The sequence below is a fragment of the Thioalkalivibrio sp. XN8 genome (genome assembly GCF_011058255.1).
In the GTDB taxonomy this organism is placed as follows: Bacteria; Pseudomonadota; Gammaproteobacteria; order Steroidobacterales; family XN24; genus XN24.
Window position 1 is genome coordinate 90143 of sequence record NZ_JAALFH010000060.1, and the last position, 26731, is coordinate 116873.

22 protein-coding genes are annotated in these 26731 nt (G+C 71.0%); 11 read left to right on the top strand and 11 right to left on the bottom strand.

What is annotated here, in order from left to right; all coding sequences use genetic code 11:
* The first annotated feature begins 8 nt into the window (after positions 1 to 8).
* Both G6N75_RS08010 and G6N75_RS08015 read left to right on the top strand, forming a co-directional pair.
* A complete protein-coding gene (locus tag G6N75_RS08010; RefSeq protein ID WP_165347826.1) occupies positions 9 to 761 on the top strand; it encodes a class I SAM-dependent methyltransferase in 753 nt (250 codons plus the stop codon).
* Entirely contained in the window at positions 758 to 1465 is a 708-nt protein-coding gene (locus G6N75_RS08015) for an acetoacetate decarboxylase family protein (RefSeq protein WP_165347827.1), read from the top strand. The genes G6N75_RS08010 and G6N75_RS08015 overlap by 4 nt, the downstream gene beginning before the upstream one ends.
* Here the strand turns inward: G6N75_RS08015 and G6N75_RS08020 are convergent.
* The 3 genes from G6N75_RS08020 to G6N75_RS08030 all read right to left on the bottom strand — a co-directional run bounded on the left by G6N75_RS08020 (position 1450) and on the right by G6N75_RS08030 (position 7982).
* Positions 1450 to 2862 carry an FAD-dependent oxidoreductase gene (locus tag G6N75_RS08020; RefSeq protein ID WP_165347828.1) on the bottom strand — a complete coding sequence of 471 codons (1413 nt, stop codon included), beginning with the start codon at positions 2860 to 2862 and terminating at the stop codon, positions 1450 to 1452. The two genes, G6N75_RS08015 and G6N75_RS08020, sit on opposite strands and share 16 nt — an antisense overlap.
* Before the next feature lie 7 nt (positions 2863 to 2869).
* Complete coding sequence (gltB, locus tag G6N75_RS08025; RefSeq protein ID WP_165347829.1) at positions 2870 to 7333, bottom strand: glutamate synthase large subunit; 4464 nt, start codon at positions 7331 to 7333, stop codon at positions 2870 to 2872.
* Between the two features lie 175 nt (positions 7334 to 7508).
* Complete coding sequence (locus G6N75_RS08030; RefSeq protein ID WP_165347830.1) at positions 7509 to 7982, bottom strand: hypothetical protein; 474 nt, start codon at positions 7980 to 7982, stop codon at positions 7509 to 7511.
* Between the two features lie 107 nt (positions 7983 to 8089).
* On the opposite strand from G6N75_RS08030, the gene G6N75_RS08035 reads away from it, so the two are divergent.
* Positions 8090 to 8746, top strand: coding sequence for a DUF924 family protein (locus G6N75_RS08035; RefSeq protein ID WP_165347831.1), 657 nt, complete (start codon positions 8090 to 8092; stop codon positions 8744 to 8746).
* Between the two features lie 3 nt (positions 8747 to 8749).
* Here G6N75_RS08035 and G6N75_RS08040 read toward each other — a convergent pair whose 3' ends face one another.
* The 3 genes from G6N75_RS08040 to G6N75_RS08050 form a co-directional block, all read right to left on the bottom strand.
* Entirely contained in the window at positions 8750 to 10147 is a 1398-nt protein-coding gene (locus G6N75_RS08040; RefSeq protein ID WP_165347832.1) for an MATE family efflux transporter, read from the bottom strand.
* A 71-nt stretch (positions 10148 to 10218) separates the two neighbouring features.
* Complete coding sequence (locus G6N75_RS08045) at positions 10219 to 10872, bottom strand: hypothetical protein (RefSeq protein WP_240901012.1); 654 nt, start codon at positions 10870 to 10872, stop codon at positions 10219 to 10221.
* A gap of 61 nt (positions 10873 to 10933) precedes the next feature.
* On the bottom strand, positions 10934 to 11254 hold the full coding sequence (locus G6N75_RS08050; protein ID WP_165347833.1) for a hypothetical protein: 321 nt from the start codon (positions 11252 to 11254) through the stop codon (positions 10934 to 10936).
* A 90-nt stretch (positions 11255 to 11344) separates the two neighbouring features.
* Between G6N75_RS08050 and hemH the strand changes: the two genes are divergently transcribed.
* Together hemH and G6N75_RS08060 are read left to right on the top strand one after the other, a co-directional pair.
* Entirely contained in the window at positions 11345 to 12475 is a 1131-nt protein-coding gene (gene hemH / locus G6N75_RS08055) for a ferrochelatase (protein WP_165347834.1), read from the top strand.
* Positions 12475 to 13158 (top strand): hypothetical protein, encoded by a 684-nt coding sequence (locus G6N75_RS08060; RefSeq protein WP_165347835.1) that lies wholly within the window; start codon positions 12475 to 12477, stop codon positions 13156 to 13158. The genes hemH and G6N75_RS08060 overlap by 1 nt, the downstream gene beginning before the upstream one ends.
* Here G6N75_RS08060 and G6N75_RS08065 read toward each other — a convergent pair.
* Together G6N75_RS08065 and G6N75_RS08070 are read right to left on the bottom strand one after the other, a co-directional pair.
* Entirely contained in the window at positions 13130 to 14008 is an 879-nt protein-coding gene (locus G6N75_RS08065; protein ID WP_165347836.1) for a fructosamine kinase family protein, read from the bottom strand. The genes G6N75_RS08060 and G6N75_RS08065 overlap by 29 nt on opposite strands.
* Positions 14009 to 14027: 19 nt before the next feature.
* Entirely contained in the window at positions 14028 to 14627 is a 600-nt protein-coding gene (locus G6N75_RS08070) for an HNH endonuclease (protein ID WP_240901023.1), read from the bottom strand.
* A 172-nt stretch (positions 14628 to 14799) separates the two neighbouring features.
* On the opposite strand from G6N75_RS08070, the gene G6N75_RS08075 reads away from it, so the two are divergent.
* The 6 genes from G6N75_RS08075 to G6N75_RS08100 all read left to right on the top strand — a co-directional run bounded on the left by G6N75_RS08075 (position 14800) and on the right by G6N75_RS08100 (position 22551).
* A complete protein-coding gene (locus G6N75_RS08075; RefSeq protein WP_165347838.1) occupies positions 14800 to 15939 on the top strand; it encodes an NAD(P) transhydrogenase subunit alpha in 1140 nt (379 codons plus the stop codon).
* Positions 15939 to 16238: an NAD(P) transhydrogenase subunit alpha gene (locus tag G6N75_RS08080; RefSeq protein ID WP_165347839.1), complete on the top strand. Its 300-nt coding sequence runs from the start codon at positions 15939 to 15941 to the stop codon at positions 16236 to 16238. Before G6N75_RS08075 ends, G6N75_RS08080 begins: the two co-directional genes overlap by 1 nt.
* Complete coding sequence (locus G6N75_RS08085) at positions 16238 to 17632, top strand: NAD(P)(+) transhydrogenase (Re/Si-specific) subunit beta (protein ID WP_165347840.1); 1395 nt, start codon at positions 16238 to 16240, stop codon at positions 17630 to 17632. Before G6N75_RS08080 ends, G6N75_RS08085 begins: the two co-directional genes overlap by 1 nt.
* Positions 17633 to 18004: 372 nt before the next feature.
* Positions 18005 to 20164, top strand: a complete 2160-nt coding sequence (locus tag G6N75_RS08090) for a primosomal protein N' (protein ID WP_165347841.1) — start codon at positions 18005 to 18007, stop codon at positions 20162 to 20164.
* 69 nt (positions 20165 to 20233) lie between these two features.
* Entirely contained in the window at positions 20234 to 21985 is a 1752-nt protein-coding gene (argS, locus tag G6N75_RS08095; RefSeq protein ID WP_165347842.1) for an arginine--tRNA ligase, read from the top strand.
* A 2-nt stretch (positions 21986 to 21987) separates the two neighbouring features.
* The gene (locus G6N75_RS08100; RefSeq protein WP_165347843.1) at positions 21988 to 22551 is read left to right on the top strand and encodes an SPOR domain-containing protein; all 564 of its coding nucleotides are present in this window, start codon (positions 21988 to 21990) and stop codon (positions 22549 to 22551) included.
* 19 nt (positions 22552 to 22570) lie between these two features.
* On the opposite strand, the gene G6N75_RS08105 is transcribed toward G6N75_RS08100, so the two are convergent.
* From G6N75_RS08105 to G6N75_RS08115, 3 genes are read right to left on the bottom strand one after another with little or no spacing between them, the layout of a single operon-like run.
* The gene (locus tag G6N75_RS08105) at positions 22571 to 23932 is read right to left on the bottom strand and encodes a sigma-54 dependent transcriptional regulator (RefSeq protein WP_165347844.1); all 1362 of its coding nucleotides are present in this window, start codon (positions 23930 to 23932) and stop codon (positions 22571 to 22573) included.
* On the bottom strand, positions 23929 to 26160 hold the full coding sequence (locus tag G6N75_RS08110) for an ATP-binding protein (protein ID WP_165347845.1): 2232 nt from the start codon (positions 26158 to 26160) through the stop codon (positions 23929 to 23931). Before G6N75_RS08110 ends, G6N75_RS08105 begins: the two co-directional genes overlap by 4 nt.
* Positions 26142 to 26729, bottom strand: coding sequence for a DUF4390 domain-containing protein (locus G6N75_RS08115; protein ID WP_165347846.1), 588 nt, complete (start codon positions 26727 to 26729; stop codon positions 26142 to 26144). The genes G6N75_RS08110 and G6N75_RS08115 overlap by 19 nt, the downstream gene beginning before the upstream one ends.
* Between the last annotated feature and the right edge of the window lie 2 nt (positions 26730 to 26731).

The window sequence follows — 26731 nt, forward strand, 5'->3', positions numbered from 1 at the left end:
TGCGCGCGATGCGCACCGCCGCCTTCAAGGACCACTTTTCCGTCGCCGCGCACGAGTACCATCGGCATCGGCCGGGCTACCCGCCGGAACTATTCGATTTCCTCGCCGGGGCCGCGCCGGGACGCGCACTGGCCTGGGACTGCGCCACCGGCACCGGCCAGGCGGCGGTGGCGCTGGCCGAGCACTTCGAGCGCGTCGTCGCGACCGACGCCAGCGCAGCGCAGGTCAGCCACGCCGTCACTCACCCGCGGGTCAGCTACGCGGTGGCGACCGCCGAGCAGAGCGGTCTCGCCGACCGGAGCGTGGACCTGGTGACCGTGGCCCAGGCCATGCACTGGCTCGATCTCGACCGCTTCTTCGCCGAACTGGGCCGCGTCGCCCGGCCGGGCGCGGTGTTCGCCGCGTGGACCTACAGCCTGGCTGACGGGGACCCGGCCATCGATCCCATCGTGCGCGGCTTCTACGAGGAGATGGGGCCGTGGTGGCCGCCGGAGCGGGTGCACGTGGAAGAAGGCTACCGCCGGCTGGAGTTTCCGCTGGCGTCCATCGACGCGCCCCGCTTCGAGATCCGCGCCCGCTGGCCTCTCGACCGCCTGCTGGGCTATTTCAGCACCTGGTCGGCCGTGAACCGCTGCCGGCGCGAGTCCGGCTCGGACCCGCTGGCGGCGCTGCGCGCGCGGCTGGCGGCGGCCTGGGGCGATCCCGACCAATCCCGGCCGGTGCGCTGGCCGCTGCACTTGCGGGTGGGGCGCGTGACATGAGTGAGTGGCGCCTGCTCACGCCCGACAGCGAGCTGCCCGAAGTACCGGCGGCGCCCGCGCCCTGGCGTCTCACCGGGGACGGCTGGATCCTGCTGCTGGAGCTGCCGGAAGCAGCCCGGCGCGACCCCCGGCACCTGCCGCCGGAACTGCGCGACTGCCCGCTCGGCGGGCCCGCCATCGTGATGTTCGTCGACTACGCCGAGTCGCCCGCCGGGCCTTATCGCGAGCTGCTGTACATCCCGGGCCGGTTCACGCTGCCCGACGGCGCGCACGCCTGGTCGGTCACCCGGATCTACGTCAGCACCTGGGAGAGCGTTGCCAACGGCCGGCGCAACTGGGGCATCCCCAAGGACCGCGCGGATTTCGCCCGCGAACAGGCCGGGCGCGGGGAGCGGCTGCGCGTGGCGGCGGAGGGCAGGATGGTGGCGGAGCTGGAACTGGGCGCCCGCGGCCCGCGGCTGCCGGCGCGCGCCGGGCTGCTGCCCGCGTCGCTGCGCCGGCTGGTGCAGTTCCATGCCGGCCGGCGCTTCGAGCTCGCACCGGGGGCCCATGGCGGGGTGCGGCTGGCCCGCGTGGAGCGCCTGGCCAGCGATCCCGGGCTGTTCCCCGCGCTGGCCGATGCGCGGGTCCGCCTGGCGCTGAAGGCCGAGCGCTTCACGCTGGAGTTCCCGGTCGCGACGAGCGCTGCTCAGACGCCGAGATAGGCGACGATGCCCTTGGCCGCCTCGCGGCCCTCCCACACGGCAGTGACCACCAGGTCGGAACCGCGGACATTGTCGCCGCCGGCAAAGACCTGGGGATGGGTGGTCTGGTAGGGGTACCGGCCGCCGGTGTCCACCTGCAACCTGCCGTCCGGATGCGTCGTCACGCCGGCCCCGGTGAGCCAGTCGGGCGGGTCCGGGCGGAAACCGAAGGCGATGATGACGGCATCCGCCGGCAGCACTTCCTCGGTGCCCGGGACCGGCTCCGGCCGCCGCCGGCCGCCGGGGCCCTTCTCTCCCAGCCGGGTGCGCACGACTTTCACACCCTCGACCGCGCTGGTCCCCACGACCTCGATCGGCTGGCGATTGAACAGGAACTCGACGCCCTCTTCGCGGCTGTTTGTCACCTCGCGGCGCGAGCCGGGCATGTTCTCCTCGTCGCGCCGGTAGGCGCAGGTGACGCTGACCGCGCCCTGGCGGATCGCGGTGCGGTTGCAGTCCATGCCCGTGTCGCCGCCGCCGAGCACCACCACGCGCTTGCCGGCCATCGACAGGAACGGCTCGTCCGCGCCGAGCAGCCCGAGCTCGCGGCGCACGTTGGCGACGAGATAGGGCAGCGCCTCGTGCACGCCGGGCAGGTCCTCGCCGGGCAGGCCGCCCTTCACGTAGCGGTAGGCGCCAGTACCGACGAACACGGCGTCGTAGTCGGCCAGCAGCTGGTCGAGGGTCACGTCACGCCCGACCTCGCACTCCAGTACGAACTCCACGCCCATGCCTTCGAGCAGCATGCGACGGGTCTCGATGACTTCCTTCTCCAGCTTGAACGGCGGGATGCCGAAGGTGAGCAGGCCGCCGATGCGCGGGTAGCGGTCGTAGACCACCGGCCGCACGCCGTGGCGGGCCAGCACGTCGGCCGCCGCCAGCCCCGCCGGGCCTGCGCCGATGATGGCGACCTCGCGCCCGGTCGGCTTGACGCCCGACAGGTCGGGCCGCCAGCCCTGGCGCACCGCCTCGTCGGTGATGTATTTCTCGATGCTGCCGATGGTGACGGCGCCGAAGCCGTCGTTCAGCGTGCAGGCGCCCTCGCAAAGCCGGTCCTGCGGGCACACCCGGCCGCACACCTCCGGCAAAGAGTTCGTCTGGTGGCACAGCTCGGCCGCCTCGAACAGGTTGCCTTCCTCGACCAGCTTCAGCCAGTTCGGGATGTAGTTGTGCACCGGGCACTTCCACTCGCAGTACGGGTTGCCGCAGTCGAGGCAGCGGCCGGCCTGCTGGTATGCGCCCTCGGCATCGTACTGGCCGTAGATCTCGCGGTAATCGCGCACGCGCTCCTTGGCCGGCGTCTTGTTCGGGTCGACGCGGGGTATCTCGAGAAAGCGGAGCGGCTTTTCCAGGCTCATGGGATCCTCAGGCGGCGCGCCGCAGCGAGTCGATCAGGCTCTCGAGGTCGGCGGCCTTCGGCTTCACCAGCCAGAACTTCGGCAGGTAGGAGCGGAAGTCGTCGAGGATCTCGCGGCCCCAGGCGCTGCCGGTCTCGCGCGCATGCGCTTCCAGCAGCTCGCGGAGGTGATGCAGGTGCGCCTCCATGGTCTCCGGCGTAATGCGGTGGATGTCGATCAGCTCGTGGTTGTAGCGGTCGACGAAGTCCCGCTCGAGATCGAGCACGTAGGCGAAACCGCCGGTCAAGCCGGCGCCGAAGTTCACGCCCGTGCGTCCCAGGACGACCGCGACGCCGCCCGTCATGTACTCGCAGCCGTGGTCGCCGCAACCTTCGACCACCGCGACCGCGCCGGAGTTGCGGACGGCAAAGCGCTCACCGACGGTGCCGGCGGCGAACAGCTGCCCGCCGGTCGCGCCGTAGAGGCAGGTGTTGCCCATGATCGGGGCGCTGCGGGCCTCGAAGCGGCTGTCGGTAGGCGGATAGATCACCAGGCGCCCGCCGGCCATGCCCTTGCCCACATAGTCGTTGGCGTCGCCCTCCAGGTAGAGGTGCAGGCCGCCGACGTTCCACACGCCGAAACTCTGGCCGGCCGAGCCCTTCATGCGGATCACCACCGGGTCGCCGGCCATGCCGAGGTTGCCGTAGCGCCGCGCGATCTCGCCCGACAACCGGGCGCCGATGGAGCGATGGAAGTTCTTGACCTCGTAGAAGAAGGTGCCGCCGCGCCGCTCCTCGATGGCGCCGCGGCACTCGGCCACCATGCGCTCGTTGAGCAGGCCTTCGTCGAAGGGCGGATTGCGCGCCTCGGTGCAGTAACGCGCCTCCGCTGCGGAGAGCCCGCCCGGGTCCACCAGCGGCCTCAGGTCCAGGCGCCGCTGCCGCGGCGTCTCGCCCGGCCGCGGCTCGGCCAGGTCGGAGCGGCCGATCAGCTCCTGCACGCTGCGCGCGCCGAGCGCCGCCAGCAGCTCGCGGGTCTCGCGCGCCACGAAGCGGAAGTAGTTCATCACCATCTCGGGCAGGCCGATGAAGTGGCGCTCGCGCAGCACCGGGTGCTGGGTGGCGACCCCGGTGGCGCAGTTGTTGAGATGGCAGATCCGGAGGTACTTGCAGCCCAGCGCGACCATCGGCGCGGTGCCGAAGCCGAAGCTCTCGGCGCCCAGCACCGCCGCCTTGATCACGTCGAGCCCGGTCTTCAGGCCGCCGTCGGTCTGCAGGCGCACGCGGTGGCGCAGATCGTTCTGCACCAGCACCTGGTGGGTCTCGGCCAGCCCCAGCTCCCACGGCGAGCCGGCGTACTTGGTGGACGTCAGCGGGCTGGCCCCGGTGCCGCCGTCGTAGCCGGAGATGGTGATCAGGTCGGCATAGGCCTTGGTCACCCCGGCCGCCACCGTGCCGACGCCGGCCTGCGCCACCAGCTTCACCGACACCAGCGCCTGCGGATTGACCTGCTTGAGGTCGAAGATCAGCTGCGCCAGGTCCTCGATGGAATAGATGTCGTGGTGCGGCGGCGGCGAGATCAGGCCGACGCCCGGCCGCGCGTAGCGCAGCCTGGCGATCATCTCGTTGACCTTGTGGCCGGGCAGCTGGCCGCCCTCGCCCGGCTTGGCGCCCTGGGCGATCTTGATCTGCAGCACCTCGGCATTGACCAGGTACTCCGCCGTCACGCCGAAGCGGCCCGAGGCGACCTGCTTGATCTTCGACACCTTCTCGGTGCCGTAGCGCGCCGGGTCCTCGCCGCCCTCGCCCGAGTTGGAGCGGCCGCCAAGCCGGTTCATGGCGGTCGCCAGCGCCTCGTGCGCCTCCGGCGACAGCGCGCCGAGGCTCATGCCGGCCGAGTCGAAGCGCGCCAGGATGGCTTCCTCCGACTCCACATCCTCCAGCGGCACCGGCGGCCCCAGCGGCTTCACGTCCAACAGGTCGCGGATCACCATGGCCGGCCGGTCGTTCACGTGGCGCGCGTATTCCTGGTACACGCTGTAATCGCCGGTTTGCACCGCCGCCTGGAGGGTGGCGATCACGTCGGGGTTGTAGGCGTGGTACTCGCCGCCGTGCACGAAGCGCAGCAGGCCGCCCTGCTCGACGTCCACGCGGGTGTTCCAGGCGCGCTGCGCCAGGGTCATGGCGTCCGATTTCAGGTCGGTGAAGTCCGCGCCCTGGATGCGCGACACGCTGTTGGGGAAACAGCGCTCCACCACCTCCTCGTGCAGGCCGACGATCTCGAACAACGCCGCACCGCGATAGCTGGCGATGGTGGAAATGCCCATCTTGGACATGATCTTGAACAGGCCCTTGCGGATGCCGCGGCGATAGCTGCGGCCGAGCTGCCGGCCGCTCTCGCGCCGGCTGCGCAGCCGCCCGCTGCGGGCCAGGTCGTTCAGGCACTCGTAGGCCAGGTAGGGGTAGACAGCCGTCGCGCCGTAGCCCACCAGGCAGGCAAAGTGATGCGGGTCCCGCGTGGTCGCGGTCTCGACCAGCAGGTTGCAGTCGCAGCGCAGCCCGACCCGCACCAGGTGATGGTGCACGGCGCCGGTGGCGAGCAGGGCATGAACCGGCACCGCGCCGGGACGCAGCTCGCGGTCGCTGAGCACGACCATCAGCTTGCCCTCGCGCACGGCCGCCTCGGCCTCCGCGCAGAGCGCCTCGAGCCCTTCCTGCAGCGGCTCGCCTTCCGGCCGGTTCAGGTCAAGGACCACGTGGCCGCAGTCCGCGTCCTCCTCGGCCAGCAGCTGGCGGAACTTCCGCTGCGACAGCACCGGCGAGTTGATGACGATGCGCCGCGCGTACTCCGGCCGCGGCTCGAAGAGATTGTGCTCGCGCCCGATCTGGGTCTCGAGCGACATCACCACGCGCTCGCGCAGCGAGTCGATCGGCGGGTTGGTCACCTGCGCGAACTGCTGCCGGAAATAGTCGTACAGCGAGCGCACGCGGCGCGACATGAACGGCAGGGGCGTGTCGTCGCCCATCGACCCGACGGCCTCGGCCTCGCTCTCGCACAGCGGCCGCAGCACTTCCTCCCGCTCCTCGCGCGTGATGCCGAACATCTTCTCGTACAGGCTCAGCTCGTCCCGGCCCATCGGCTCGGCGAGCAGCTGGGGATCGACCAGGCTGGTCTCGAGGTAACGCACGCCGCGCCGCAGCCAGTCCTTGAAGGGCGCGCGGGAGGCCAGTTCCTCGTCGATTTCGCGCCATTCCTTGAGCTCCCCGGTGGCGGTGTCGGCGATGATCATCTCGCCGGGACCGAGGCGGCCCTTGGCTACCACCTGCTCCGGACGGTAATCCCAGACGCCCACCTCGGAGGCGATGGTCAGGTGGTCGTCGTCCGTCACCACCCAGCGCGCCGGCCGCAGCCCGTTGCGGTCGAGGATGCAGCCAGCGTTGCGGCCGTCGCTCATGACGATGCCCGCCGGCCCGTCCCAGGGCTCGAGGTGCATGCCGTAGTATTCGTAGAAGGCGCGGATGTCCGAGTCGATGTCGTCCACGGTCTGCCAGGCCGGCGGGATCAGCAGGCGGATCGCCTGCATCATGTCCATGCCGCCCGCGACCAGCACCTCCAGCATGTTGTCGAGGCTGGAGGAGTCCGACCCGCTCAGCGACACCAGCGGCGCCAGCTGCTGCAGTTCGGGCAGCACCTTGGAACGGAACTTGGGCGCGCGCGCCAGGGCCCAGTTGCGGTTGCCCTGGATGGTGTTGATCTCGCCGTTGTGCGCCAGGTAGCGGAAGGGCTGGGCCAGGCGCCACTGCGGCAGCGTGTTGGTCGAGAAACGCTGGTGGAAGACGCAGATCTTCGCCGCCAGGCGCTCGTCCGCGAGGTCCGGGAAGAAGCGCGGCAGCTGTTCGGGCATCACCATGCCCTTGTAAGCCACCGTGTCCGGGGACAGGCTGGCGACGTAGAACACCGGGTCGGTTCCGGTCAGCTGCTGCTCGGCACGACGCCGCGCCACGAACAGGCGGCGGCGGAACACGTCCGCGGTCATCTCCTCGGGCGCGGTGACGAACACCTGCTGGATCAGCGGCAGGGTCTTGAGCGCCTGGGCGCCGCAGGCGTCGGGCTCGACCGGGACCGTCCGCCAGCCGTCCAGTCGCAGGCCTTCCGCGGCCACGCAGGCGCGCACCACGTTGCGGGCGTGGGCGGCGCGGGCCGGGGCGGGATCGAGGAACACCGTGCCGGCGGCGAAGTGGGCGCCGGGCTGGATGCCCGCTTCGGCGGCCACGGCGCGCAGGAAGGGTTCCGGGGTGGAAAACAGGATGCCGCAACCGTCGCCGGTCTTGCCGTCGGCCGCCACGGCGCCGCGATGGGTCAACCGGCCGAGCGCCGCCACGGCGGTCGCCACCAGCCAGTGGCTGTCGCACCCGGCCAGGCTGGCGATCAGCCCGAAGCCGCAGCTGTCGCGCTCGAAAGCGGGTCGGTAGAGCCCCTGCTTGGCAGACACGGTCAAGTTCTCCTCCGGCGCCTGGCCGACCCCTTCCGGGTTGCCATGGAATCGATTAATCCGGCGCCGCGTCGGCCCGGCCCTTGCAAGCGCCTGTTTTTATTCAGGCACTCCAGCAGCTGCTATTGATGTGGGCAGTGCAACACAGAATATAAAACAGACCCTGCGCCAGCCGTCAAATGCCGCCGTCGGCCTCGCGGCCCCAGCGTGCCCGGGTCACCTGCCAGCCGTCGCCCTCGTCGCGCAGCGACAGCTCGAGCGGGAAGGCGTCGGCAGACAGGCCGGCGGGGCCCAGTCCGGCCGTCAGTATCTCGAGCCGCGCCCGGGCCAGCCGCGGCGACAATAGCTCGATTTCCCGGACGTTTACGATGATCTCGACCCGCGGGTAACGCATCAGCAATCCCCGCAGGGTCAGGAGCATACGCGTCCGGTCGCGCCCGGCGGCATCGGCATAGTCGCCCGCAACCCGCGCCGCGAAGAACGCGTGGTCGCCGTTCTCCGCCGCCTCCTCGGCCGCCGCCAGCGCCGCCCGCAGACGCCCCTCCGGGTCCGGCGCCGGCCCGCCGCAGCCCGCCAGCAGCAGGCAGGCGAGCAGCGCCCCGATGCCTCCAGGCGCGACCAGGGCTCGTCTTGTTCGTCTGGCTGCCACGCGCTGGCCACCCTCCGGTTCCGTTCCTGCCCGGCCAGCGTAAACTGGAGACCGGCGCGTGGAAACCCGTCACCGCGCCGCAGCTCACAGGCGCGGAGAACAGCAGCATGTACGACCAGGCGTTGGCCGACGAGATTCTCGACTACTGGTTCGGCGACACCGTGCGGGACACCGCGAAGGTCCCGGGACGGATGGGCTTCTGGTTCGGCCCGGATCCGGAGCGGGATGCCGGGATGCGCGAGCGCTGGGGCGAGCTGGTGATCGCCGCCTCCGAGGGCAAGCTCGACTTCTGGACCCGTACACCCCGCGGCCGCCTGGCCGTGCTGATCCTGCTGGACCAGATGCGCCGGAATATCTATCGGGGCACGGCCGAAGCCTTCCGCCGCGACGGCCGTGCGCGCTACCTCATGCGCGACGGCGTCAGCCGGATGATGGACCTGAAGCTCGCGCCCATCGAGCGGGTGTTTTTCTACATGCCGCTGCAGCATGCGGAGTCGCTCGACGACCAGGAGCTGGCCGTGGACCGCTTCCTGCAGGTCGAGCGCGAAGTGGCCTCGCCGCATCGGGAGATCTTCGCCGGCTTCCGCAAGTACGCCCAGAAGCATCGCGACATCATCGCCCGCTTCGGCCGCTTCCCCCATCGCAACGCCATCCTCGGGCGCCGGGAAACTGGGGAGGAGGCTGCCTGGCTGGCGGGCGGCGGTGAGCGCTTCGGCCAGCTCGCACCGGCCCCGGCCTCCGGGCAGGACGAACTGCCCGGCTGAGCGCTAGCCTGCGGGCCGGCCCGCCACAGCCTGGCCGGCGGCCGCCTCGGCCACCCGCCGATTGGCCAGGCGCAGGAAGCGGAAGTTCAGCAACAGCGCCGTCACGGTCAGGCCGATGATCAGCGCCACCCACACCGCGGTCGGGCCCAGGCGCGCGTGCACGCCGGCGTACCAGGCCATGGGGAAAGCGATCAGCCAGTAACTCGCGACGTTGATGAGCATCGGCACGCGCGTGTCCTTGAAGCCCCGCAAGGCACCCGCGGCGCCGACCTGCAGTCCGTCGGAGACCTGGAAGATCATCGCCATGCTGAGCAAGGCCACGGCAAGGGGCAGGAGCTCGGGATCGGTGGTGTAGAAGGCAGCGATCTGCTCCCGGAAGAACAGCAGCACCGTGGCCGAGGCCACCATGAACAGCCCGCAGAGGCCGATGCCGCTCCAGCCGGCCCGCCGCGCCCGTCGCGGCTCGCCGCGCCCGAGCGCCTGGCCGACCCGGATGGTGGTCGCGGAATGAAAGGCCAGCGGCACCATGAACATGGTGGCGGCGTAGTTGATCGCGATCTGGTGCGCGGCCACCTGGGTGGCGCCGAGGGTGCCCATGATCAGCGCCACGCCGGCGAACAGCCCGGCCTCCGCCTCGACGCTGGCGGCGATGGGCAGCCCGAGGCCGAGGATCTCGCGCTGGACCGGCCAGCGCGGCCGCTCGAAGCCGCGCCACAGGACGAAGCGCTCATAGCGGCGCGACCGCCGCGTGTACCACAGCATGGTGGCGAACATGCACCACATGGCGACGGCGCTGGCGATGCCGCAGCCGACCGCCCCCAGCCGCGGAAAGCCAAGGTTGCCGTACATCAGCACCCAGTTGCCGCTGACGTTGACCACCAGTCCCACGGCCGCGGCGTACATGATAGGCCGGGTCCAGCCGATGCCCTCGGTCATGAAGCGCATGGCGAGGAAGGCGAACACGCCGGGCAGGCCGAAGGAGATGGCGAACAGGTAGCCGCCCGTCAGCGGCACCACCTCCGGGTCGATCCCCATCGCCGCCAGCAGCGCCGGAGCGCCGAGCAGCGCGGTGAAGCCGAGCACCGCCAGCGCCTGGCTGAGCCAGAAGGCCTGCCGCAGCGCCACCCCGGCGTCCTCCCAGCGGCCCGCCCCGTAGGCATGGGCCACGACCGGGCTGACGGCCATCAGCACGCCGAGGCCGAAGAGGAACACCACCATCCAGATGGAGCCGCCGACCGCCACCGCCGCGAGGTCGCGCGTGCCCAGCCGGCCCGCCATCACGGTGTCGGCAAAGTTCATCCCCGCCAGGGCGAGGTTGTTGAACACCAGCGGGCCGGCCAGGCGCAGGATTGCCCGCGCCTCGCCCGGACCGCGGCGGGACGAAGGGTCAGGCGCGCTCACGACTGCTCACCGGCACGGGGGGCGAGCATTCTACGCCGCCACGGGCTTCTCGTGGCGAGCCGCGCGCGGATTCAGAAGCGGTAGGCCACCCCGAGGGCGATCACCGGGAAGAACGTGACGTCGTCCAGCTCATCCTGCAGGGCCGCCTCTTCGAGCGCGAGGTCCTGGTCGAACTGGTCCTGCAGCGCCGGGTCGCTCACCGTGCCCGTCAGCGACACCGTCGGCTCGCCGGTGTACATGATCCCGAGGTCGAAGGACATGGACCAGCCGCCCGTACCCACCGCGTTGCCCCAGCCGACGCCGAAGTAGGGCGCGAAGCCGTCCCAGTCGACGTCGGCCCTCAAGTTCGCCGTGTAGGTGTTGTCGCCCACGTCCAGCGCGCCGTCCGCGGTGCCCGTGAAGGCGTTGCCGCTCTGCACGCCGCCGACGCTGAGCCGGAAAGTCCCGCGCCACGGATGCCAGTCGAGGAACAGCCCGAGGTTCTCGAGCTCGAGGTCGCCGTCGTACTCGATCCCGTTCTCGTTGAGGGTATCGGAGTAATCGAACGCATAGTAGCCGCCGCGCAGGTTGAGCGCCTCGCCCATGCCGAACGTGCCCTCGAGACCCAGGCCCGCCGTGCCGGCCTTGGCGCCGAGGGCGAAGTTTTCGGCGGCGGCGGCCGGGGCTGCCGCCAGCAGGACGAGCGCCAGCGAGAGCGCGCCGGGGGCGGGGAGTTTCTTGGTCATGCTGCGGTTCTCCATGTCATGCCGGCGTGACGCCGGGCCGGAAATGCCGGTCCAGTACCGGCTACTCGTGCCGTTCGCAGTGCAAGCCCACGCGCAGGCGCACGACCTGCCGTCGCGCCGTCCAGGAGATCGTGGTTGAGTCGCCGGGCGCCACTATGGCCTGGCGCTGCCGGCTCGCTTCGGGGCCGTTGCGGAACACGGCCCGGCATATCACCGGGAAGTCCTCGCCGTTGACGACCCGGACCAGGGCTACCGGCCCCTGGGCAAAGGGCTCCGCCACGACGTCGAGCCCGCGCGGGTCAAAGTCGAGGTCGATGGGAAAGGCGAGCGCGACGCTCGCGGTGAAACACAGGGCCAGGGTGAGAAACAGTCGGTGAATCACGGTTGCCTCCTGCAACCGGGGTCTCGGCAAACACGCTCCCGGTCGCCCTCCAAGCATAGGATAATGGACGGATTCACCGGAGAAGCATTGATGAGCAGATACCTCGGCACCCCGCAATACTCCCACGGCAGCACGGAGAAACTCGGGATCCTCGTCACGAATCTGGGCACCCCGGACGCGCCGGAAACAGGGCCACTGCGGCGCTACCTGCGGGAGTTCCTGTGGGATCCGCGCGTGGTGGAGGCGCCGCGGCCGCTGTGGTGGCTGATCCTGAACGGCGTCATCCTGCGCACGCGGCCGAGCCGGTCGGCCGAGGCCTACCGGGCCGTGTGGACCGATGCCGGCTCGCCGCTGCTCACTTGTGCCCGCGACCAGGCGGCCGGACTGAAGGCGCGCCTCGCGCCGCGCCTCTCCGGGCCGGTGGAAGTCGCCCTCGGCATGCGCTATGGCAACCCCTCGATTCCGTCCGCGCTGCGCCAGCTGCACGCGCTCAACGTCACGCGCCTGCTGGTCCTGCCGCTCTATCCTCAGTACTCCGCCAGCACCGTCGGGTCCACCTTCGACGCGGTGGGGGCGGAGCTGATGCGCTGGCGCTGGGTGCCGGACTTCCGCTTCGTCGCCCGTTACCACGACGAGCCGGGCTACATCGCGGCCCTGGCTGCGAGCATCCGGGAACACTGGGCGCAGCACGGCCGGGGCGAGCACCTGTTGATGAGCTTCCACGGGGTGCCGCGGCGCTATCTCGACGCCGGCGACCCCTACCACTGCCAGTGCCACAAGACGGCGCGGCTGGTGGCGGAGCAGCTGGGACTCGAGGACGGCAGCTGGACGACGACCTTCCAGTCGCGCTTCGGCCGCGAAGAGTGGCTGAAGCCCTACACCGACGAGACGGTCAAGGCGCTCGGCCGCAAGGGACTGAAGCGCATCGACGTGATCTGTCCCGGCTTCTCCGCCGACTGCCTCGAGACCATCGAGGAAATCGCCCAGGAGAACGCGGACTTCTTCCACGAGGCCGGCGGCGAAACGCTCAGCTACATTCCCTGCCTCAACATCCGCGACGACCACCTGGATTTCCTGGCCGAACTCACGCTGCAGCATCTCCAGGGGTGGCCCGAGACCGGGCCTGCGCCCGACGCCGAGCAGCTCCGGGCCGAGTCCGCCGCCCGCAACTCGCGCGCGGAAAAGATGATCGCCGCGCGGGAGGCGGGCGAGCTCGGCTGATGCTGGGACGCTTTCTCGAGCTCAGCGTATGGAGCCGGGACGTCGCGGCCTCCGCGGCTTTCTGGGAAGGCCTGGGGCTCGCCCACGGCCGCGTCGGCGACACCTGGCAGCACCACTATGCCGTGCTCAGCGACGGCCGTCTGGTGCTGGGTCTGCACGCTTACGAATTCGACTCGCCATCGATAACCTGGGTGCGGCCGGAGCTGGCGGCCGCGCTGCCCGGCATCGCCGCCGCCGGCATCGACTTCGATTTCGCCAAGACCGGCGAGCACGAGTTCAACGAGGCGGGCTTCCGCGATCCGGACGGCCAGGTGGTCACGCTGCTGGAGGCGCGCACGTGGTCGGCGGACTTCGGCCACGAATGGACGCCCTCGCTGCTCGGGCACTTCGTCGCCTACTGCTACCCCGCCCGCGATCCCGCCGCCACGGTCGCCTTCTGGGAGCGGCTCGGGCTGGTCCCGGACGAGACCGGCACGGGCCCGGTGGCGGTGGCGGGCGGCCTCACCATCGCCCCTGCCGAGACGGCGGGCGGGCCGGAACTGCTGTTCGAGCATCCCGACCCCGCCGCCCTGCGCGGCACGCTCGAGGACCGGGGCCACACTCTCCGGCCGGGCGCCGGCGGCGAACTGCTGCTGCGCGCGCCGGACGAGCTGCTTATCCGCGTCCGGCCAGCCGGCTCATGAGGCGCCGCGCCTGGTCGATGTAGCCGCCGCCGAACAGGTTGGCGTGGTTCAGCACGTGATAGAGCTGGTACAGGCCCAGCCGCCAGTCGCGCCCGGGCGCCGGCGCCAATGCCGCGTCGTAGGCCTGGTAGAAGGCGGATCCGAAGCCCCCGAACAGCCGGGTCATCGCGAGATCGCACTCGGGGTCGCCGTAATGCGTGGCGGGATCGAATACCACCGGGCGGCCGGTCGCGTCCGCGGCCCGGTTCCCGCCCCACAGGTCGCCGTGCAGCAGGGCGGGCGCGACCTGCCGCTCCGCCAGCCACGCCGGGATCCTGGCGACCAGCGCCTCGCCTTCGCGCAGCAGGCCGGCCGGCAGGCCGTGGCGCCGGCCCAGCTCCAGCTGGGCGCCGATCCGCTGCTCGGCGAAGAAGCGGCCCCAGTCGTCGTCGGGCGTGTTCTGCTGGGGCGAGGCGCCGATGGCATTGTCCTGGTGCCAGCCGAAGTAGGGGCCCGCCACGCGGTGCTGGGCGGCGAGCCCGGCGCCGAGCGCCGCCTCGGCGGCAGCATCCGGGCTGTGCAGCTCGAGCCACTCCAGCGCCAGCCAGGCCAGGCCGGCAGCCACGCCGTGTCCCAGCACGGCGGGCACTCGCAGCGCCCCGGCGGCTGCCAGCCCCGCAAGGCCGTCGGCCTCCGCCGCGAGCATCCAGGCCGCCGTCGCGGCATTGGTCTTGAGAAACACCGGGCCCGTCGCCGACTCCAGCCGCCAGGCGCGATGAATGCAGCCGCCGCCGACCGGTCGCGCCGAGTCCGGCGCCACGCGCAGGCCCGCTGCGGCGAGCGCGGCCAGGACGCGGTCGGGCTCAGTCATGGCGCCCGCGGCGGGGCGTTCACTGCCACCGGGTGGAGGACAGGCGCTGGTGCAGGGGACTGGTGCGCGGGAAGTGCGCGCGCAGGTATTCCATCTGGTCGGCCAGCACGCGCCGGCCCTTGAGATAGATGTACTCGGCATAGGTCGGCTGGAACGGGACCGCGAGCAACTGCATGCGCGCCTCTTCCGGCGTGCGCCCCGCCTTGTGGTTGTTGCAGCGGCGGCAGGCGGTGACGACATTGGTCCAGGTGTCGCGCCCGCTGCGCACCAGCGGCGTGACGTGGTCGCGCGACAGGTCGACGGCGAGGAAGCGCTCCCCGCAGTACAGGCACAGGTAGGCGTCGCGGCGGAACAGGGTGTGGTTGTTCAGCGGCGGCGTGTAGGCGTCGCGGGTGGGATAGGTCGCGCCATGGCCGAAGGTGGCGATGATGCTCGACACGTCGACGATGGAGCGACGACCCGAGCGGGCATTGGTTCCGCCACGCAGGCGAAACAACGGCCGGCCGCACTCGTAGGCGACCTGCTCCGTGTGGTAAAGGCGCACCGCGCACCGGTAGTCCACCCACTCGAGAGGCATGCCGGCGACGTCGGTGCGCAGGATCTGCTGTCCCAGGGACATGCCCATCGGGGCTCGATCTCCGCTTGCGCCGCCTCGTCGCTGCCCGTGTTATTCCAGAAGCCCGCGGGAAAATCAATCAGTACCTGGACCGGGGCATCAAAGGACGGACGTCTTCCTGTACACTCATTCGCCGAACAGGGAGGGGGCGCGAGCGCCCCGGGGGAGATTGCCCATGGCCGTGGTCATCGGGGTCCTGCGCGAAACCGCCGCAGGGGAAACACGCGCAGCGCTGGTACCGGAGGTGGCGAAGAAACTGGCCGCTCTCGGCGCCGCCATCTGCGCCGAGCACGGCGTCGCCGACGCGGCGCGAATTCCGGACAGCCGGTTCGAGGGCGTGGAGTTCCTCGGCCGCGAGGAGGTCGTGCAGCGCGCCGACGTGCTGCTGACGGTCAACCCACCGCCGCTGGAAGTGGCCTCCGGGCTCAAAGCGGGAGCCGTGGTGATCGGCCTGCTCCAGCCCTATCGATCCGACGAGCTGATCGCGCTGCTGCGCGATCGCAAGACCACCAGCTTTGCCATGGAACTGGTGCCGCGCATCTCGCGCGCGCAATCCATGGACGCACTCTCCTCCCAGGCGGCCGCGGCCGGCTACCGCGCCGTGCTGATCGCGGCGATGCAGCTGGACAAGTTCTTCCCCATGCTCACGACCGCGGCGGGCACCATCCGGCCGGCCAAGGTGCTGGTCATCGGCGCCGGCGTCGCCGGCCTGCAGGCCATCGCCACCGCCAAGCGCCTCGGGGCCGTGGTGGAAGGCTATGACGTCCGCGCCGCGACCCGCGAGCAGGTGCAGTCGCTGGGGGCGAAGTTCGTCGACACCGGCATCAGCGCCGAGGGCAGCGGCGGCTACGCCCGCGAGCTGACCGAGGAAGAAAGGGCCAAGCAGGCCGGCATCCTGGCCGACCACGTGGCCGCCGCGGACGTGGTCGTCACCACCGCCGCCATCCCCGGCCGGGCCGCGCCGCGGATCATCGACGCCGAGACCGTCGGCCGCATGCAGCCCGGCTCGGTGATCGTGGACCTGGCCGCGGAGACCGGTGGCAACTGCGAGCTCACGCGGGCCGGTGAAGTCGTGGACGCCCACGGCGTCCAGGTCGTCGGCCCGGTCAACCTGCCGGCCGCCCTCGGCCGGCATGCCAGCGAGATGTACGCCAAGAACCTGTTCAACTTCCTCAGCCCCGCGATCAAGGAGGGTGCCCTGGCGCTCGACTGGGAGGACGAGGTGTTCGCGGGCAGCGTACTGACCCACGACGGCGAGGTCCGGCACGGACCGACGCGGGAACGGATCGAGGGCGCCAGCGGAGGACAGGGCTGATGGGCACGGAACTCGACTTTTTCATTGCGCTGTACATATTCATGCTCGCGGCTTTCACCGGCTACGAGATCATCGCCCGCGTGCCGGTGATCCTGCACACGCCGTTGATGTCCGGGTCCAATTTCGTCCACGGCATCGTGCTGGTCGGCGCCATGATCGCGCTGGGCGGCGCCGAAAGCACCGTGGGCCGCGTCATCGGTTTCCTCGGCGTGATCCTCGCGGCCGGCAACGCGGTCGGCGGCTACGTGGTCACCGAGCGCATGCTGGAGATGTTCAAGACGAGCGGGGAGCGCAAGTGATGGAGGACCTGACCTTCAACGAGCTCCTCATCAAGACGACCTACTTCGTCGCCGTCATCCTGTTCATCGTGGGGCTGAAGCGCATGAGTTCGCCGCGCACGGCCCGCGGCGGCGTGGTCTGGGCGGGCTGGGGCATGGTGCTCGCGACCGTCGTGACGTTCCTGTACTTCTGGCACGAGCCGAACTGGACCAACATCACGCTCATCGTCATCGGCATCGCCGTCGGCGGGGGCGTCGCGTGGTGGAGCGGCAAGAAAGTCGCGATCACCGACATGCCGCAGATGATCGCGTTGTACAACGGCATGGGCGGCGGCGCCGCCGGCGCCATCGCGGCGGTGACGCTCTACAAGGGCACGCCCGACTCGCTGACCATCGGCTTCCTGGCCGTGCTGGGCGGCCTGATCGGCGCGGTGTCGTTCTCGGGCAGCCTGATCGCCTTCGCCAAGCTGCAAGGCTGGATGACGAAGCCGATCCGCTTCAAGGGCGCCAACCAGCTCAACGGCGCCTTGCTGCTCGGCGCCTTCATCATCGGGCTGTTCCTGCTGGGTGATTATTCCGCGCATGTCGCGCTGGTGTCGCTGTTCTTCCTGCTGGCGCTGGTGGTCGGCGTGACCCTCACCAGCCCGATCGGCGGCGCCGACATGCCGGTGGTGATCTCCCTCTACAACGCCCTGACCGGCCTGGCGGTGGCGTTCAAAGGCTTCGTGCTGGGCAACGAGGCGATGATCATCGCCGGCACCGTGGTCGGCGCCGCCGGCACGCTGCTCACCCAGCTGATGGCCAAGGCCATGAACCGCTCGCTGGCCAGCGTGCTGTTCAGCGGTTTCGGCGACGCCGCCGTCGAAGGCGGCGAGGTAAGCGGCACGATGAAGCCTATCGAGGCTTCCGATGCGGGCGTGATGATGGCGTACGCGGAGCGGGTCATCATCGTGCCGGGCTATGGCCTCGCGGTCGCCCAGGCCCAGCACAAGGTATGGGAGCTCACCCAGCTGCTGCGGGAAAAGGGCGTCAAGGTCAGTTTCGCCATCCATCCGGTCGCGGGGCGCATGCCCGGCCACATGAACGTGCTGCTGGCCGAGGCCGGCGTGCCTTACGACCTGATCTACGACCTCGACGAGATCAACGCCGACTTCGAGAAGACCGACGTGGTGCTGGTCATCGGCGCCAACGACGTGGTCAACCCGGTCGCCCGTACCGACCCGTCCAGCCCCATCTACGGCATGCCGATCCTGAATGCCGACAAGGCCAAGAACGTCATCGTCAACAAGCGCGGCAAGGGCAAGGGCTTCTCCGGCATCGAGAACCACCTGTTCTACCTCGACAACACCCGGATGCTTTACGGCGACGCCCAGGCGGCGATGTCCGAGCTCATCCAAGCGGTCAAGGCGAGCTGAGACGGCGGCGGGTCCCGGCGGGGGCCCGTGGCCGTCGTCGCGAGGCCCGAAGCGGGCCGAAAAGGCGGCATCTCGACCCCTCCGGCATGCCCCTCATGGGCCCCCCGGAACCCCGCCTGCCGGAGCCCCGAGAGGCCACTTATTCACAAGACCCGGGAATTACCGGTCGAAACGCCTCTCAGCGCACAAAGCACCGGAATAACGCGCCTCAACTAATTGTTCTATATAGATATCTGTTTGATGACGCTTTTTTGACCAAACTGAGTCGCCCCCATAAGTGACGCGGACTGAACCACGAATCCACGCTGTACTCCACAGAGTTATCCACAGCTTCTGTGGACAACTCGGAGCCGGCCGGCGAGGGCTCGGGTCGTGACCATTCTCCGGGTCGCCGTCGATGCCCCGCTGGACACCCTGTTCGACTACCTGCCACCCGCCACGGGCCCGCTGCCGCCCCCCGGCGCGCGGGTCCGCGTGCCCTTCGGCCGGCGGCGCCCGGTCGGGCTCGTGATCGAGCATGCCGACGCGTCCGAGCTGGCGGCCGAGCGCCTCCGGCCGGCGCTGGAGAGCCTGGACGAAGAACCCCTCCTTGACGGCGGGCTGCTGCGGCTGCTGGCCTGGACCGCCCGTTATTACCACGAGGCGCCGGGGCAGGTCGTGGCTGCAGCGCTGCCCGCGCCGTTGCGCCAGGGCAAGCCCCTGCCTGAGCCGCCGCTGCGGGTGAGCGGCAAGGGTCCGCCGCCGGAGAGCCTGGCCCGGCGCGCACCGCGCCAGGCCGCGCTGCTGGAACTGCTCGCCCAGGGTCCGCGTCGCAGCGACGACCCGGGCCTGCCCGCCGGCTGGCGCGCCATCGCCGCCCGGCTCGCGGGCCGGGGCCTGGTGGAAGTCGAGCCGGAACCCGCCGCCCCGGCGTGGGACGCGGCGCTCCCGGGCCCCCGGCTTACATCCGCCCAGCAGGCGGCGGTCGCCGGCATCCTCGGCGACCTGGGCGGCTTCGCCGCGCGCCTGCTGTTCGGTATCACCGGCAGCGGCAAGACCGAGGTGTATCTCGCGGCCGCGGCCGAGTGCCTGCGCCGCGGCCAGCAGGTCCTGGTGCTGGTCCCTGAGATCGGGCTGACGCCCCAGCTGGTGGAGCGTTTCAGTACGCGGCTGGCCGCCCCGGTGGCGGTGCTGCACTCGGGACTCGGCGCCGCAGGCCGCCTGGCGGCCTGGACCGATGCCCGGGCCGGCCGGGCAGCCGTGGTGATCGGCACGCGCTCGGCGGTGTTCGCGCCCCTGGCGCGGCCGGGACTCGTCATCATCGACGAGGAGCACGATCCCTCCCTCCGGCAGCACGAGGGGGTGCGCTATTCCGGCCGCGATCTCGCGGTGATGCGCGCCAGCCTGGCCGGCGTGCCGGTATTGCTGGGCTCTGCGACGCCTTCGCTCGAAACCCTCGCCCATGCCCGGCAGGGCCGCTACCGGCTCGACCGGCTGCCGGAACGTCCGGGCACGGCGCGCCATCCGACCGTGACGCTGGTCGACCTGCGCCGCCATCCCGCCACCGAGGGACTTTCGGGCCCGTTGCTGCGGGCCATGGGGGGCCACCTGGAGCGGGACGGGCAGGTCCTGTTGTTCCTCAACCGGCGCGGCTTCGCGCCGGCGCTGTTCTGCAGCTCCTGCGGCTGGGTCGCGCAGTGCCGCCACTGCGACGCGCGCTACACCTGGCACCGGCGCGCCGGGCGCCTGCGCTGCCATCATTGCGGCCACGACACCGGCCTGCCGGCCGCCTGCCCGGAGTGCGGCGCCGATCTCCGGCCCGCCGGCGAGGGCACCGAGCGGCTCGAAGAGGCGCTGGCGCGGCACTTCCCCGGGGTCGCGATCGCCCGCATCGACCGCGACAGCACCCGGCGGCGCGGCGCCGTGGACCAGATCCTCGACGACGTGCGCGACGGCAGGACGCGGATCCTGGTCGGCACCCAGATGATGGCCAAGGGCCACGACTTCCCCGGCGTCACCCTCGTCGGCGTGATCAATGCCGACCAGGGCTTGTTCGGCACCGACTTCCGCGCCGGCGAGCGGCTGGCACAGACACTGGTGCAGGTGGCCGGCCGCGCCGGGCGCGCCGACCGGCCGGGGGAGGTACTGGTGCAAACCTCCTACCCCGAGCACCCGCTGTTGCAGCGGCTGCTGGCGGGCGGCTACGAGGCCTTCGCCGAGGCGGCGCTGGAGGAGCGCGAGACAGCCGGCTGGCCGCCCTACAGCCACCTTGCGCTGCTACGCGCCGAGGCTGCGCGTCCCGGCCTGGCTTTCGAGTTCCTGCAGCAGCTGCGCCAGGCGCTCGGCCGTCCCGCGGACGTCACCGTGCTCGGGCCGGCGCCGGCGCCGATGGAGAAGCGCGGCGGGCGCTGGCGCGCCCAGCTGCTGCTGCAGGCGGCGCGCCGCCCGGCGCTGCACGCCGCCCTCGACCATTGCGCCGGCGTCGCCAGTGAGCTGCCCCTGGCGAGAAAGGTCCGCTGGTTCACCGAGGTGGACCCCCAGGACCTGTTCTGACCCTGACCGCCGCCCGCGGCAACGGCTACAATGTGCGGCTCACCGCCTGACCGAACAGGATCTCCCGCCGTGAAGACACAGATCGAAGGCCTGCTGGCCGCCGCGCTGGAAGCGCTCGGGGACCAGCTTCCGCAGGACGTCGCGCCCGAGGCCCGGGTGGAGCGCACGCGCGACCCGCGGCACGGCGATTTCGCCACCAACGTGGCCCTGGCGCTGGCCAAGCCGGCGGGCCGCAACCCGCGCGAACTGGCGCAGCTGGTCGTGGCCAATCTGCCGGCCTCCGAGCTCGTGGACGAGGTGTCGATCGCGGGTCCGGGCTTCATCAATTTCCGCCTCAGCAAGACGGCCTTCGAGCAGGAAGTGCGCGCCGTGCTGGAACGCGGCGCCGACTACGGCCGCTCCGCCAGCGGCGCCGGGCGCAGCGTAATCGTGGAATTCGTCTCGGCCAACCCGACCGGCCCGCTGCACGTGGGCCACGGCCGGCACGCGGCCTACGGCGCCTCGGTCGCCAACCTGCTGGCGGCGACCGGCCACGAGGTGCACCGCGAGTACTACGTCAACGACGCCGGCCGGCAGATGGACATCCTCGCCGCCAGCGTGTGGCTGCGTTACCTGGAGGCATTGGGCGAGTCCTTCGCCTTCCCGGCGAATGGTTACCGCGGCGGCTACGTCCAGCCGATCGCCGACCAGCTGGTGGCGCAGGAGCACGACCGCCTGCGGCGCCCCGCCGCGGAAGTCTTCCGCGACCTGCCGCCCGATGCGCCCGAGGGCGACCAGGACGAGTACATCGACGCCGTGGTGGCGCGCATGCGCGAGCTGCTGGGCGAGGAGGACTACCGCAAGGTCCATGCGCTCGGGCTGCAGGAGATCCTGGCCGACATCCGCGACGACCTGGCGGAGTTCGGCGTCACCTTCGACCGCTGGTTCTCGGAGCGCAGCCTGACCGAGCTCGGCCTGGTGGCGGAATGCATCGACCGGCTGCAGAGCGACGGCCACGTCTACGAGCGGGACGGCGCACTGTGGTTCCGCGCCAGCGAGCTGGGCGACGAGAAGGACCGCGTAGTGGTTCGCGACAATGGCCAGACCACCTATATCGCCTCGGACATCGCCTACCACCTCGGCAAGCGGCAGCGTGGCCATGACCTGCTGCTCGACATTCTCGGGGCCGACCACCATGGCTATGTGGCGCGGGTGCGGGCCGGCCTCGAGGCCATGGGCGAGCCGGGCGACAGCCTCGAGGTGCGCCTCGTGCAGTTCGCCGTGCTCTACCGCGGCGGCGAGAAGGTGCAGATGTCGACCCGCTCGGGCGAGTTCGTCACCTTGCGGGAACTGCGCGAGGAGGTCGGCAACGACGCCGCGCGCCTGTTCTACGTGCTGCGCTCGAACGACCAGCACCTCGACTTCGACCTCGAGCTGGCCAAGTCGCGCAGCAACGAGAACCCTGTCTATTACATCCAGTACGCCCACGCCCGCGTGCGCAGCGTGTTCCGCCAGGCGACCGAGAAGGGCCTCGGCTGGACGCCGGCCGCCGGCGCCAGCGGCCTGGCGCTGCTGGACAGCGCCCACGAGCGCGCGCTGATGGCCAGCCTCGGGCGCTACCCCGAGATGGTCGAGCTGGCCGCCGCCAACCGCGCGCCGCAGAACATCGTGCATTACCTGCGCGAGCTCGCGCAGGAGTTCCACACCTGGTACAACGCCGAGACCTTCCTGGTCGACGACGCCGGCGTGCGCGCCGGGCGGCTGGCGCTGGCCGAGGCCACGCGCCAGGTGATCGCCAACGGGCTGGCGCTGGTCGGCGTCGGCGCGCCGGACTCGATGTAGCCATGGCCCAGGACTACAAGCGCCGCAGCCGCAAGAAAGCCGCCACGCCGGGGCCGGCCTGGTTCACGGCCGGGCTGGCCGTCGGGCTGGCCGTCGCCCTCCTCGTGCACCTGCAGCACACCCGCCGCGCGCCGGCGGCGGAACCGGTCGCCACGCGCAGCGCGCAGCCCGCCTCGCAGCAGGTCGAGGGACCGATCGAAGCGCCGGTCGAGGAAGAAAGCGGCTTCGACTTCTACACCATGCTGCCGGGCCTCGAGGTCGTGGTGCCCGAGGAGCCCGCCGGAACCCGGTCCGACGATCGCTCGGCGCCGCCGGCGCCGGAGCTGGCACCGGGCCGCTACTGGATCCAGGCCGGCTCCTTCCGCCGCTTCGCCGACGCCGACCGCCGCAAGGCCGAGCTCGCGCTGCTCGGGCTCACGTCCAGCATCCAGGCGGTCAGCATCGAAGGCCAGGCCTGGCACCGGGTGCGCATCGGGCCGCTCCCCGACGCCGGCCAGGCGGAGGCCACGCGCCGGCAGCTGGCCGACGCCGGCATCGGTGCGCTGGCCGTCCGCGAGCGCAACTAGGACGGTCGCCGCAGGACGCTCAGTCGTCGCTGCCGCCGCGGAAATCGATCCCGAGCGCCCGCAGCTTGCGGTAGAGGTGGGTGCGCTCCATGCCGACCCGCTTGGCCAGGCGCCCGACTTTGCCCTCGCACAGCTGCAACTGCTGCTGCAGGTAGGCGCGCTCGAACTGCTCCCGGGCCTCGCGCAGCGGCAGGGCCATGAGGTCCTGGCTCAGCAGGGGCTCGTCGGGCGGCGCGGTGTCCGACAGCGCCTGCTCGACCTCGCCCAGCCCGATCTCCTCGTCGCCGCCGAGGATCAGCAGGCGGTGGACGAGGTTGCGCAGCTCCCGCACGTTGCCCGGCCAGGGGTAGTTCCGGAGCCGGTTCTGGGCCGCCACACTGAAGCGCCTGAAGGCCAAGCCCTGGCTGTCGACCAGCTTGTCGAGGAAGTGGCGCAACAGGTCCGGCACGTCCTCGGGATACTCCCGCAATGGCGGCACCGCCAGCACCACGACCGACAGGTGCATCAGCAGCTCGCGCCGCAGACCCGGCGGCGCCGAGCGCTCCGCTCCCGGCGGCGCGGAGGCGATGACCCGCGAGTCCAGCGGCTGCACCGCCCCGTTGCCGACCGGCTTGAAGCGGCCGTTCTCCAGCACGCCGAGCAGGAGCCGCTGCGCCTCCGGCCCCAGGTCCTGGAGGTCCTTGATGAACAGCGTGCCGCCCTGGGCGCGCTCCAGCAGGCCGGGCTCGACCTTGCCCTGGGACGCGCGCCCGAACAGCGCGGCCTCCGCGCCGGAGTCCTGCAGGGTCCCCGCGGCCAGCCGTATGAAGGGCCCTTGCGCGCGCGGCCCCATGGAATGCACATAGCGGGCGAACAATTCGCGGCCGCTGCCGAGTTCGCCGGTGACCAGCAGCGGAGTGTCGTGCCCGGCCACCCGTTCGGCCTGCTCGCGCAGCGCCTGGATCGCACGGCTGCGGCCGACCGGCGTGGTCGAGGGCGGCACGATGCTGCGGCCGGCCCGGCCGCCGCGGTCCGATTCGAGCGCGCGCTCGACCGTGCGCAGCAGCTTGGCCAGCGACACCGGCTTTTCGATGAAGTCGAAGGCCCCGAGCCGCGTGGCCTCGACGGCCGTCTCCACCGTGCCGTGACCGGACATCATGACCACGGGGCAGGCCAGGCGGCTGCGACTGGCCGACCATTCGCGCAGCAGGCTGATGCCGTCGACATCCGGCATCCAGATGTCCAGCAGGACGAGGTCGGGGTCGGTCGTGGCGTAGCGTTCGCGGGCTTCGGCAGCATTGGCCGCCACCGCGACCTCGTAGCCCTCCTCCGCGAGAATCTCCTCGAGCAGGCTGCGAATGTCCGCCTCGTCATCGACCACCAGGATCCTGGCGCTGCTCATGCGTGCGTTCTCCTCAGTTCAGGCCCACGCGACTCGCGCCGCAGCATCGCGCTGCGCGCCTCCTCGTCCGCCGGCAGGGCGATGGTGATGCGCACCCCGCCCTCCTGGCGGTTGCTGGCCTCGACCCAGCCGCCATGCTCTTCCACCAGCTTCTTGACGATGGCCAGGCCCAGGCCCGTCCCCTTCGGCTTGGTGGTGACATAGGGATCGAAGATCCGGTCCACCGCGTCCGGCGGCAGGCCCGGCCCGTTGTCCTCCACCATGATGAACACCGCGTTGAGCTCGAACTCGTCGGTGCTGCGGGTGATGATCCTCAGCATACCTTCTGCCGGCCGGCCCTCCAGGGCCTCGACCGCATTGCGGATCAGGTTGTGCAGGATCTGGCGCAGGCGCCCGGCGTCCGCCTCCACCAGCCCGACGTCTGGGTCGAGGCTGAGCTCGATGGCGGCCTGGACCTCGCGCACCCGGTAAAGCTCGGCCACCTCCGCCACGAGGTGGTTGAGATCGACTCGCACGATCTCCATGTCGGGCGCGCGGGCGTAGTCGGAGAAGGCGTTGACCATGTCCTTCATCGCCTCCACCTGCTGCACGATGGTGCGGGTGGCGCGCTCCAGCACCTGCGCGTCCTCCGGGCTCATGTGCTCCAGGAAGCGCCGCCGGATCCGCTCGGCGGAGAGCTGGATCGGCGTCAGCGGGTTCTTGATCTCGTGCGCCAGGCGCCGCGCCACCTCGCCCCACGCCGCGTCGCGCTGCGCCTGCAGCAACGCCGTGATGTCGTCGAACACCACCACGAAGCCGTCCGGCTGGTCGTCTTCGCCCGGCAGCGCCGAGCAGGCGCACATCAGCACCCGGCCGCCGGCCTCGCCGCGCAACACGATCTGCTCGCGCCATTCGTACTCGCCCGCCTCGAGGTGCCCGCGGCCGACCTCGATGAACTGCTGCAAAAGCGGCTTGTCGGCCGCCACCTCCGGCAGCGAGCGCCCGATGCCGGCCTCCAGGTCGACGCCGAGGATGGCACCGGCCGCCTCGTTGGCGGTGCTGATGCGCCAGTCGCGATCGAGCGACACCACGCCGGTCGACAGGCGCCCGAGGATCACGGCCAGGTAGGCGCGCTGGCTCTCCACGGCCTGCTGGCTCTGGCGCGCCAGTTCCCGCGCGCTCGCCAGCCGCGTGATCATGTCGTTGAAGCTGTGCACCAGGAAACCCATCTCGTCGCGCGCAGGCAGCGGCAAGCGCGTGTCGAAGTCGCCCTGCGCCACCGCGCGGGTACCAGAAACGAGGGTCTGGATCGGTGCCGTCAGCTTGCGGGCGAAGAAGAAAGCGCCCCACACGGCCAGCAGCAGCGAGAGCAGCAGCACCAGCGTCAGGGTCAGGGTCAGGCTGCGCGTCAGCGGGCTGCGCAGGAAGGACAGCTCGCGGTACTGGGCATAGGCTTCCTGCACCGAGTCCGCCAGCAGGCCGACCCGCTCGGGGACCGGGAAGACGCCCTGCAGCACGCGCAGCTCCTCGAGCGGGTGCTGGGCCGGGATGGCGACCGCAGTGCGGATGACGTAGCCCTCGCGCACCGGGTCGAGGCTGACGTAGGGCCGGCCCTGGCGAATCTGCAGCATCACCTCCTCGGTCGGCGCCGCCGGCAACTGGGTGAGACTCAGGTCCGAGGACAGCGCGATAATGCGGCTGCTCTGGCCGACCACCGTCAGCTCGGTGGCGCCGGTGCCGCGGCGGCCGAACTCCAGCTGGCTGCCCAGCTCGCGATCGCTGCGGCCGCTGAGCGAGTCGGCGATCTGCCGCGTCGCCTCGAGATGCTCGCGCATGCGGCTCTCCAGCGTCGCGCGCGACAGCTCCAGCGCGTCGCCGAGCCCCGCTTCGACGTTGACGTCGAACCAGGTGTCGATGCCGCGGCTGATGAACTGGACCGAAAAGTAATAGACCATCCCGAGGGGCACCACGGCGAGGCCGACGAAGATGGCGACCATGCGGGAGGCCAGGCGGGAGCCGGGCGTGTGGCTGCGGTATTCCCGCACCAGCCGGACCAGGTTGAAGATAATCAGGGTCAGCAGCACCCCGGCGCCGGCGAGGTTGAGCAGGAAGATCCAGTTATAGATGTCGCCGAAGCGGTCGGCGCTCTCGACCGTGGACGCGATGAACAACAGGGCCGCGAACAGCAGGCCCAGGCCGAGCACGGCGAAGGTGGCCACGCCCCAGCGTTTCAGCGCCCCAGTCGCCACCGGATCCAGTCGCTCTCGATGCGCCAGTCGTTCCAGAACACCCGGATCAACGCCAGCGGACCCCCGTCGCGCTTGATGTCGACCACGGCCCGCACCTGCACGTAGTAACGCTCGTCCGGGTCGAGCAGGGCATCGTCGATCAGGGGCAGGCTCCGCACCTGCCCGAGCTGCGCGAGCGCCGCCGGCAGCGAGGCGTAACTGGCCTGCTCGCCGCTGTTCAGGTTACGCAGGATGTAGCGCTCGGTCAGCGCGTGGAACTGCAGCTGGTAGCGCTGCTTGAGCTCGGCGAACTCAGCGTCCCAGATGATGCGCCGGCGGCGCTCCAGGCGGATTTCGAGCTCGATGTCCAGCAGCAGGCCGCTCGCCAGCGCGTCCAGCGCGGTGCGGTTGAGCTGGAAATCCACGTCGGCGTCCAGATACCAGACGCCGTCCTCCAGGCGGGTCGTGGCATTGCTCACCGCCAGCCCGTCCGCCGCCGGCAGGGGCCGCACTGCGCACAGCGCGAGCACGCAGGCGGCCAGCAGGAGCCGCCATGCCCACGTGTCGTTCCGTCGCTGCGCGTGCCGCATCT